The following is an 8,172-nucleotide window of genomic DNA, read 5'->3' as shown; positions in this document are numbered from 1 at the left end:
ATAATCTGGCTTTTCTTTGTGAAACATGGCCTTACCTCACAAACTGTTTTCTTTTAGTATACTCCTAAACAGAGCAAAAAGCTCTTAGAAATGTAATTCCAAGAGCTTTGTCTTCAGTCTGAAATCGTGATTTTATCACGATTTATTGATTTCTGTCCCACTCTCGACTTTATGTCTCCATAAATAAGCTTAATTCCTCAATTATCTGTTTAAGCAAATAAACTTTTCATATTTTTTAAAACTAACAGCAACATAATGATAACACATAATCATATTATGCAGGCGAATAAACTGACTTCTATACCAATAATCCAATCAATTGCACTTGATTTTGCTGAGAGCCTCAGGAGCGACGATCCTGCTGACTACCCACCAGCATAACAGCAATTCTCAAATAGCGGAAATAAACGAAGTTAGTAAAATGTTAGAAATAAAATAGAAGGTAGGATCCGACATATATGATGGTGACACTATCACTCACAAAATAATGCATCATAAGATTAAGTATAAAAACATGATAGGCAAACATCAATTTTGTAATCTCAACTTCATACGAATGGCTCCTTGCCCCACCATTTGAAAGAATAGATTGGCATGAAAGTAAAGTCAAAAGCTATCCTAGTCTCTGGATGTTGTCAAACTATATTATATATTCCGACTATAAAAGACCAACCTTTCAACAGCTTTAAAGCCTGTTTTCTGATAAAAAACTTCCGCTGGTGTTTCGCGATCAGTCAATAAGACAAAATTTTCAACACCTGAATCTGCCAATTGCTTCTTTAGTTCCTCTAACAGCCTTTTTCCAATTCCTTGCTGTCGAAAAGCCTTTTTAACCCCCATCTCGTTAATAAAAAATTCTCTTCCTGACCACCAATTTCTTATCGTTCCATAAACAAAACCAATAAACTCATCGTTTTCAATAGCTAAAATACCTAGAAACTTTGGCGTATGATAAAAATCTGAAATATATTCTTTAGCACCCTCAAAGGTCCACTCATCGTACCAAGGTTCACCATTAAAAATATCTACAAAAGCTTGTGTACAGTCTTCCAAGTCTGCTTCCGTCATTAGTCTAAAAATCATATAAAACCCTTTCTAATTACGATTAACTACTATTTGAAAAACAATAGCGATCCAATGGCTTGACCTAGGATAATTAAAACCCATATAGCCAGTAAAAGTCCTAACCCTTTTAAACTCTCTTGAAGGAATGTTCGCTTTACTTTTTCCTTCCCATTGATAAAATCTAGAATTTCTCCATAAGTTTTAAGATGATGTTTTTTTGATAGTGAAAAGATTTTATAGAGACAATAAAGTATCGGCAAAATGAAAATATTTCTGATGATCATGTCATTAGGTAAGATAGCAAAACGTCCTACATAAAAGCGCCCTATAGGTTCCAGTAATGAGTCTAAAAAGATGACTATTCCGGTAGTTATCAACCATCCCTTTAACTGTGATGAATCTACATGATGTTTCATAATCACGACATCTCCTTTAATTAGATTATCTAAGGAGATATCAAAAAAAAGTAGCTATCAATAACAGTGAGTTGATATCTGGATAGGTTTTTCCTCGCTCCCAGTTAGAGATTGTTTGGCGCGAAACATAGAGTTTTTCCGCCAGTTCTTCCTGGGAGAGACCTTTTGCCTTCCGTAATTCAACCAAGCGATTGTGTAGCTCCATTTCGACCTCCTTAATAATTTTAGTCTAATCATTTCATCCTAACTTTACCATACAAGATCTTTGCTAGGCCAGCATTTTTTATGTCAAAAGGATTTGACACATTGATCTACCAAGTTTCTCATAATTTTTCTTTGGTTTGTTTTCCTTCTTTTATCTCTGTAAAAGCACGGCCAAAGACCATAAGCTCTTCTAGAATTTCGTAATCTTTTTTATGGCGTACATCAAAGATTACTTCGATTTTACCGTCGTGTTCCCCAATGCGAGCCTTGAGTTGGGTCTTAGACAGAGCTTCAAAATAGTCTTGAGTCAAGAAGAGCTGTCTAGTTGACTTTTCAAAACGGATAGTGACTTCCTGCTGCTTTTTCTCAACTAATTCAACAAAGACATTGTCCATATAGGATTTAAGAAGACCAATTTCAAGGAGGTAAGCGACCTGATCTGGATACTCACCAAAGCGATCAATCAATTCATCCTGCAAATCTTGGTAATCTTGCTGGGAGTTAAGCTCGCGAATCTGCTTGTATATATCGATCTTTTGACGCTCATCGCTGATATAGTCAGCTGGTAGATAGGCATCAATTTGTAGGTTAATCTCAGCGTTTCCTTTTTGACGGACTCGTGATCCCCCTTGCTTATGCTGGATGGCCTCTTCCAGCATTTGAGAATAGAGCTCAAAACCAACTGAGTCAATAAAACCACTCTGAGAGGCCCCCAGGATATTGCCAGCACCGCGAATGGAGAGGTCTCGCATAGCAATTTTAAAACCAGATCCTAACTCAGTAAAACCCTTAATCGCCTCTAAGCGTTTCTCAGAAGCTTCTGACAAGAGTTTATCTGGCTGATACATGAGATAAGCATAGGCAATACGATTGCTGCGTCCGACTCGGCCGCGCAGCTGATAAAGTGTGGAGAGACCCATACGATCTGCATTTTCTACAAAGAGAGTATTAACATTAGAGATATCAATACCAGTTTCAATAATTGTCGTTGCTACCAAAACATCATAGACACCATCAATAAAATCAAAGAGGGTATTTTCCAGCTGAATCTCACTCATCTGACCATGAACGAATCCGATACTAGCTTCTGGGACAATTTCTTGAAGTTCTGCTACTTTTTGCTCAATACTCTCAACACGATTATAAATATAGAAGCTTTGACCGCCACGATCCATCTCGCGAATAATAGCTTCGCGAATCATACCTGGATTAGTCTCAAGTACATAGGTCTGAACCGGATAGCGATTGGTCGGTGGTGTCTCAATAACGGAAAGGTCACGAATCCCCAACATAGACATATGGAGCGTTCGGGGAATAGGCGTTGCGCTCAAGGTCAAGACATCCGCCTTCGTTTTAAGTTCCTTAAGACGTTCCTTGTGCTTAACACCAAAACGCTGCTCCTCATCAATGACAATGAAGCCTAAATTTTTGAAAGTTAGGTCTTTTGAAAGAAGACGATGAGTCCCGATAATGATATCAATCTTACCGTCTGCAATCCGCTCAAGCGTCTCTGCCTGCTCTTTCTTCGTTTGGAAACGGCTGAGCACCCCAACCTCAACAGCAAAATTTTCAAAACGCTCCTTAAAATTGTTGAAATGCTGCTGGGCCAGAACTGTTGTTGGCACAAGAACGGCAACCTGCTTGCCATCATTGACCGCTTTAAAGGCTCCCCGCATAGCAACCTCTGTCTTACCAAAGCCAACATCCCCAACTAAGAGGCGATCCATAGGCTTGCTTGATTCCATATCTGCTTTGACTTCCTTGATAGATCTGAGCTGGTCCTCCGTTTCTGCATAAGAGAAATCCTCGTCAAACTCATGCTGATTCTCATCGTCTGGTGAAAAAGCAAAGCCTTTGAGCTGGCTACGCTCAGCATAAAGTTTTAAGAGATCGTCAGCAATATCTTCAACCTGTTTAGAAACTCTGTTTTTAGCCTTTTGGAAACGGCCATCATTAAGCTTGTTGATTTTAGGCTCTTTACCATCACTGGCCATGTATTTCGACAAAAGCTCAATCTGCTCAACTGGAATAGAGATAGTATCCGCATTTTGATACTGAACGGTCAGGTAGTCGCGGTGAACACCAGAAATCTCGATAGTCTCAATCCCCATAAAACGGCCGATTCCGTGGGTATTGTGGACGACGTAATCCCCTTTTTCCAGCTCATTGTAGTCTTTAAGTCGCTCAGCATTACTAATATGCTGACGTCTAATACGGCGTTTGGGAGTCTTATGATAGATCTCTTTTTCTGTGATGAGAACTAGCTTTTCATCTGCAAAATAAAAACCACTGGTAAGATGACCCGTAATCAGCTGAATCTGGCCTACTTGTAGATCATCCTCCGCCACGATAGGAATGTTTAACTCGTACTCTGATAGAGTCCCCTGAAGCTTTTCCAATTTAGCCGCGTTATCAACTTGCAAGACAACAGTAGCACCAGATTTAGAGTAGCGCTTAATTTCATCAATCAAAAGAGGAATCTGGTTGAAGAATTCCTGCATGCTATACTGGGTCAGATTGTAAATCTGATGAAAGCGGATATTGCCCAAACCCCTGTGGAAATTTGAAAAGAAAGTCGCTGGCTGATAATGACGTAGTATCTGATAGGTATCTGCAAAATAAACCTGATTAGCCAGAGCCTTTTCCTGATGCAGACCCTCGGTTAGGTAGTTAGCAATCTCCATCTCTAGCTTAGCATGACGATCCGTCAGTTTTTGAAAATCATCAAAGAAGAGTGGAGTCCCCTTCGGAAGGTAGTCAAGCAAGGTATAGGTCTTGTCATAAAAGAATGACAGGAATTTCTTAAGATCCTCATGGCGATGGCCATCCGCTACTGTCGTGTAGAGTCCTTCCAGATAATCCTTAAGCCTCTTACTTTGTGACTTAGCTATAGCAGTATCAAAATGGTTCAACGCTCGCTCACGATTTTCCTGGGTCAATATAGCTTCATCAACTGGACTAAGGCGAACACAGTCCAAATTTGTCTGAGATACTTGGGTTTCAGGATCAAAAATTCGGATACCATCAATCTCGTCACCGAAGAATTCCAAGCGATAGGCAGTATCTGTAGATCCATCATAGATATCCAAAATATCTCCACGATGGCTATATTCCCCTGGAGACAAAACTTGAGAAACGGACTTATAGCCAATGTTGGTCAGCTGCTTGACCAAATCAGATATCTGATACTCCTCACCCACCTCAAAATCTAGGACAAACCTAGCATAGTCTCTAGGATTTGGCAGTAAAATCTTACTGGCTAAAAGACTGATGACCAGAATTCCAGTGCTATCTTCATTCAATAGAAAATTGAGACTTTCCACACGCGACAGAGATTTTTCTTGGGAGGCCACGATAAACTCTGCTCCGACGATATCATCTGCAAAGAACTGATAAACTTGGTCATCCCCGACCAAGCTTATCAAATCACCAGCTAAGTTCTCAGCTTCATTTTGTGTAGCCGTAACAACGACCAGCTTACCTTGATTAGCCTTGAAGTTAGAAGCAATAGCCAAACTTTTAGTACTGCCAGATAAGCCCAAAACTAACTGACGATCAATTAAACCAGTCTTATCTTGCCATTCTTGAATCTGTTTATTCTGCCCAAATAGGCTTATTAATGTTTTATCTCTATTATCCATTGTATTTTTGCATTGTTTGCTCAAAATCACGAGTTTCTAGATAGAAGTTAAGGGCGTCTGCAACCTTATCCAAAGAAGCCTGCATAGTCGCATAATCATCTTGGTCAAAATGACTGAGTACATGATTAATTACGGTCATCCCAGGCTTAGGGCGACCGATGCCAATCTTAATACGGTCAAATTCCTGAGAGCCAACATGCTTGATAATACTCTTAATACCATTGTGACCACCGGCAGATCCTTTCTGACGGAAACGAATCTTACCGACCATCATATCCAAATCATCATAAATAACTACCAGATCTTTAAGCGCAAGATTGTAATAGGTCATCAAAGCATGAACAGCCTGACCGCTTTCATTCATAAAGGTCAGGGGCTTAACAAAGTAAATCTTTTCTCCATTGATAAAGCTTGAGCCAACTGCTGCCTTAAAATTTTTCTCTTCTGAAAATGTAACGTTGAGATTTTCCACAAAGCGTTCAATAGCCATAAAACCAGCATTGTGACGCGTTTTATCGTATTTTGAACCAGGATTCCCCAGTCCCACAATTAATTTTGCCATAATTTATCACTTTTCCTTAAACACACTAAAAGGACTGGAATGTGCTTCCAGCCTTATTCTTCATAAAATTATCAGACATTAAAACGAAACTCCATAATATCGCCATCTTGAACCACGTAGTCTTTACCTTCTTCACGCAAGCGACCAGCCTCTTTGACGGCTTTTTCTGAACCGTACTCAATCAGGTCATCGTAAGACATAGTAACCGCACGAATAAAGCCCTTTTCAAAATCTGAGTGGATAATACCAGCGGCTTGAGGAGCTTTGATCCCGCGCTTGAAGGTCCAAGCACGAACCTCCTTTTCACCAGCAGTGAAGTAGGTTCCAAGGCCCAATAAGTGGTAGGCAGCGCGTGTCAATTTATCCACACCGGACTCTTTCAAACCCAGATCCTCAAGAAACATAGCCTTGTCATCATCATCTAGCTCCGATATTTCTTCTTCAGCACGCGCTGAGATAACTACTACTTCGGCATTTTCAGTCGCTGCAAATTCACGAATCTGTTTGACATACCCTATCTCGTCCGGATTAGCTACCTTATCTTCATCGACATTTGCCACATAAAGCACTGGCTTAGTCGTCAAAAGGAAAAGTTGTTTGACAATCTTTTCTTCTTCCTCAGTAAAATTGATGGTACGCGCAGATCTACCATCCTCAAGAACAGGTTTGATTTTCTCAAGAACGGCAAATTCTGCCATAGAATCTTTATCTTTTTGCGTACGTGCAACCTTTTCCACACGCGCATAGCGTTTGTTGACAGATTCAAGATCAGCCAGAATCAACTCTAAATTGATAGTATCAATATCTGCAATTGGATCTACAAAGGCATCTTCACGGCCTTGCTCCCGCATAACATTTTCATCATCAAAGGCACGGACCACATGAACAATGGCATCTACCTCACGAATATTGGCCAAGAATTTATTTCCCAGACCTTCACCTTTAGAAGCTCCTTTTACAATTCCTGCAATATCAGTAAATTCAAAAGTTGTTGGTACCGTCTTTTGAGGAGTAATCATCTCTGTCAACTTCTGTAAACGCTCGTCTGGTACTTCTACCATCCCTACATTTGGATCAATCGTCGCAAATGGGTAGTTAGCAGACTCTGCACCTGCTTTGGTAATTGCATTAAAAAGAGTTGATTTACCAACGTTTGGTAAACCAACAATACCTGCTGTTAAAGCCATTTATATAGTCTCCATTACATCTTTCGTCCTGACTATTATAGCAGAAAATCAAAGAAAAAGCTTGTCTAGTGACAAGCAATTTATAAGAAAATGAATAATAAAGGGACAGCAGCTAGTAGTACCCACCAATATTCTGAAAGTAAATCAACAATAATCGTCAAACCATCTCTTTTCTCATATTTTCCAGTTTCAGGATTGATGACATACTCACGACCTTTTAATAAATGTAAATCGCCATCATCTTCGTCTATTTGAAAAGTGGATTGCTGCTTTCCTTTAACTAACTCATCTAGGTTAACATTCAGAATTTCTGATAACTTGACTAGATTCTCCAAATCAAGTGTTGCATCACCATTTTCCCATTTGGCGGTAAGACAGAAATCTATGATTTCGTCGTCGCACCCCCGCAAGGCTGATTAGAATGGTCACGAGAGAAGCGAAGGGAACATTCAATCAGCTACTGCGAAGACAGCTTGATGAGAAATAAAGAGTTGTTGTGCTAATTCTTCTTGCGAAATGTTTTTTCTTGCCGAATTTTTTTGAGCTGTTCTGCAAACATGGTCATCACCGTAACCACCCTTCTTTTTTCTAGTCTCATTATACTAAAAATATTAGAGTAGATTAGCACTTTTTATCGCAACTAACCGTTGCATAATTGCTAGAAAAATGATGTTCATAAATTTTTCAAGGTTGCATCCCATTAAAAAGACAGTTAAAAGTCAACTTTACATCAGACTTTCTACAGTTGCAAGACTTTTTTCATCTTCCGCTCAAAATCATGTCTGCTCATCATGACAACATGGTCACAATTGGTGCAGTGAATTTTGATATCAGCTCCAATGCGTGTAATTTCCCATTCATTAGCCTTTTTACCAGTTGACTTGATGGTACAGGCATGAGGTTTTTTCATCTCAACCAAAGAACCTACTTGATACATAGACACCTCCAAAATCTCTAAATAGTAGCCCTATTATAACCAAAAAGCTCCAGCCTGACAAACTCAGTAAAACACTGAGCACTTCCCGAAGATTATGAAAAAGACACGTCCATTCTGCGATACGCAATAAGCTAGAAGGGTGGGTTCTAGGGCATCGGAG

Annotated in this window: 8 protein-coding genes; all 8 read right to left on the bottom strand. The window is 39.7% G+C overall.

Translation table 11 applies throughout. The features are described 5' to 3' along the window. Nucleotides 1-645: 645 nt before the first annotated feature. Nucleotides 646-1,083 (bottom strand): GNAT family N-acetyltransferase, encoded by a 438-nt coding sequence (locus AC4HAL_RS04300; RefSeq protein WP_491093140.1) that lies wholly within the window; start codon nt 1,081-1,083, stop codon nt 646-648. A gap of 29 nt (nt 1,084-1,112) precedes the next feature. Beyond that, on the bottom strand, nt 1,113-1,481 hold the full coding sequence (locus AC4HAL_RS04295; protein WP_491093139.1) for a hypothetical protein: 369 nt from the start codon (nt 1,479-1,481) through the stop codon (nt 1,113-1,115). A gap of 40 nt (nt 1,482-1,521) precedes the next feature. Next, nucleotides 1,522-1,686, bottom strand: coding sequence for a helix-turn-helix transcriptional regulator (locus AC4HAL_RS04290; protein ID WP_491093138.1), 165 nt, complete (start codon nt 1,684-1,686; stop codon nt 1,522-1,524). A 118-nt stretch (nt 1,687-1,804) separates the two neighbouring features. Further along, nucleotides 1,805-5,326 (bottom strand): transcription-repair coupling factor, encoded by a 3,522-nt coding sequence (mfd, locus tag AC4HAL_RS04285; RefSeq protein WP_491093137.1) that lies wholly within the window; start codon nt 5,324-5,326, stop codon nt 1,805-1,807. After that, entirely contained in the window at nt 5,319-5,888 is a 570-nt protein-coding gene (gene pth / locus AC4HAL_RS04280; protein WP_491093136.1) for an aminoacyl-tRNA hydrolase, read from the bottom strand. Before pth ends, mfd begins: the two co-directional genes overlap by 8 nt. Before the next feature lie 71 nt (nt 5,889-5,959). Next, nucleotides 5,960-7,075, bottom strand: a complete 1,116-nt coding sequence (ychF, locus tag AC4HAL_RS04275; RefSeq protein ID WP_447452914.1) for a redox-regulated ATPase YchF — start codon at nt 7,073-7,075, stop codon at nt 5,960-5,962. 80 nt (nt 7,076-7,155) lie between these two features. After that, nucleotides 7,156-7,485, bottom strand: a complete 330-nt coding sequence (locus AC4HAL_RS04270) for a helix-turn-helix domain-containing protein (RefSeq protein WP_491093135.1) — start codon at nt 7,483-7,485, stop codon at nt 7,156-7,158. Between the two features lie 329 nt (nt 7,486-7,814). Then, nucleotides 7,815-8,012, bottom strand: a complete 198-nt coding sequence (locus AC4HAL_RS04265) for a DUF951 domain-containing protein (protein ID WP_491093134.1) — start codon at nt 8,010-8,012, stop codon at nt 7,815-7,817. Nucleotides 8,013-8,172 lie beyond the last annotated feature (160 nt).

The organism is Streptococcus sp. ELY_125, assembly GCF_058314535.1.
Note: the sequence above shows the minus strand (reverse complement) of the source record. Positions and strands in the feature narration are given on the sequence as shown.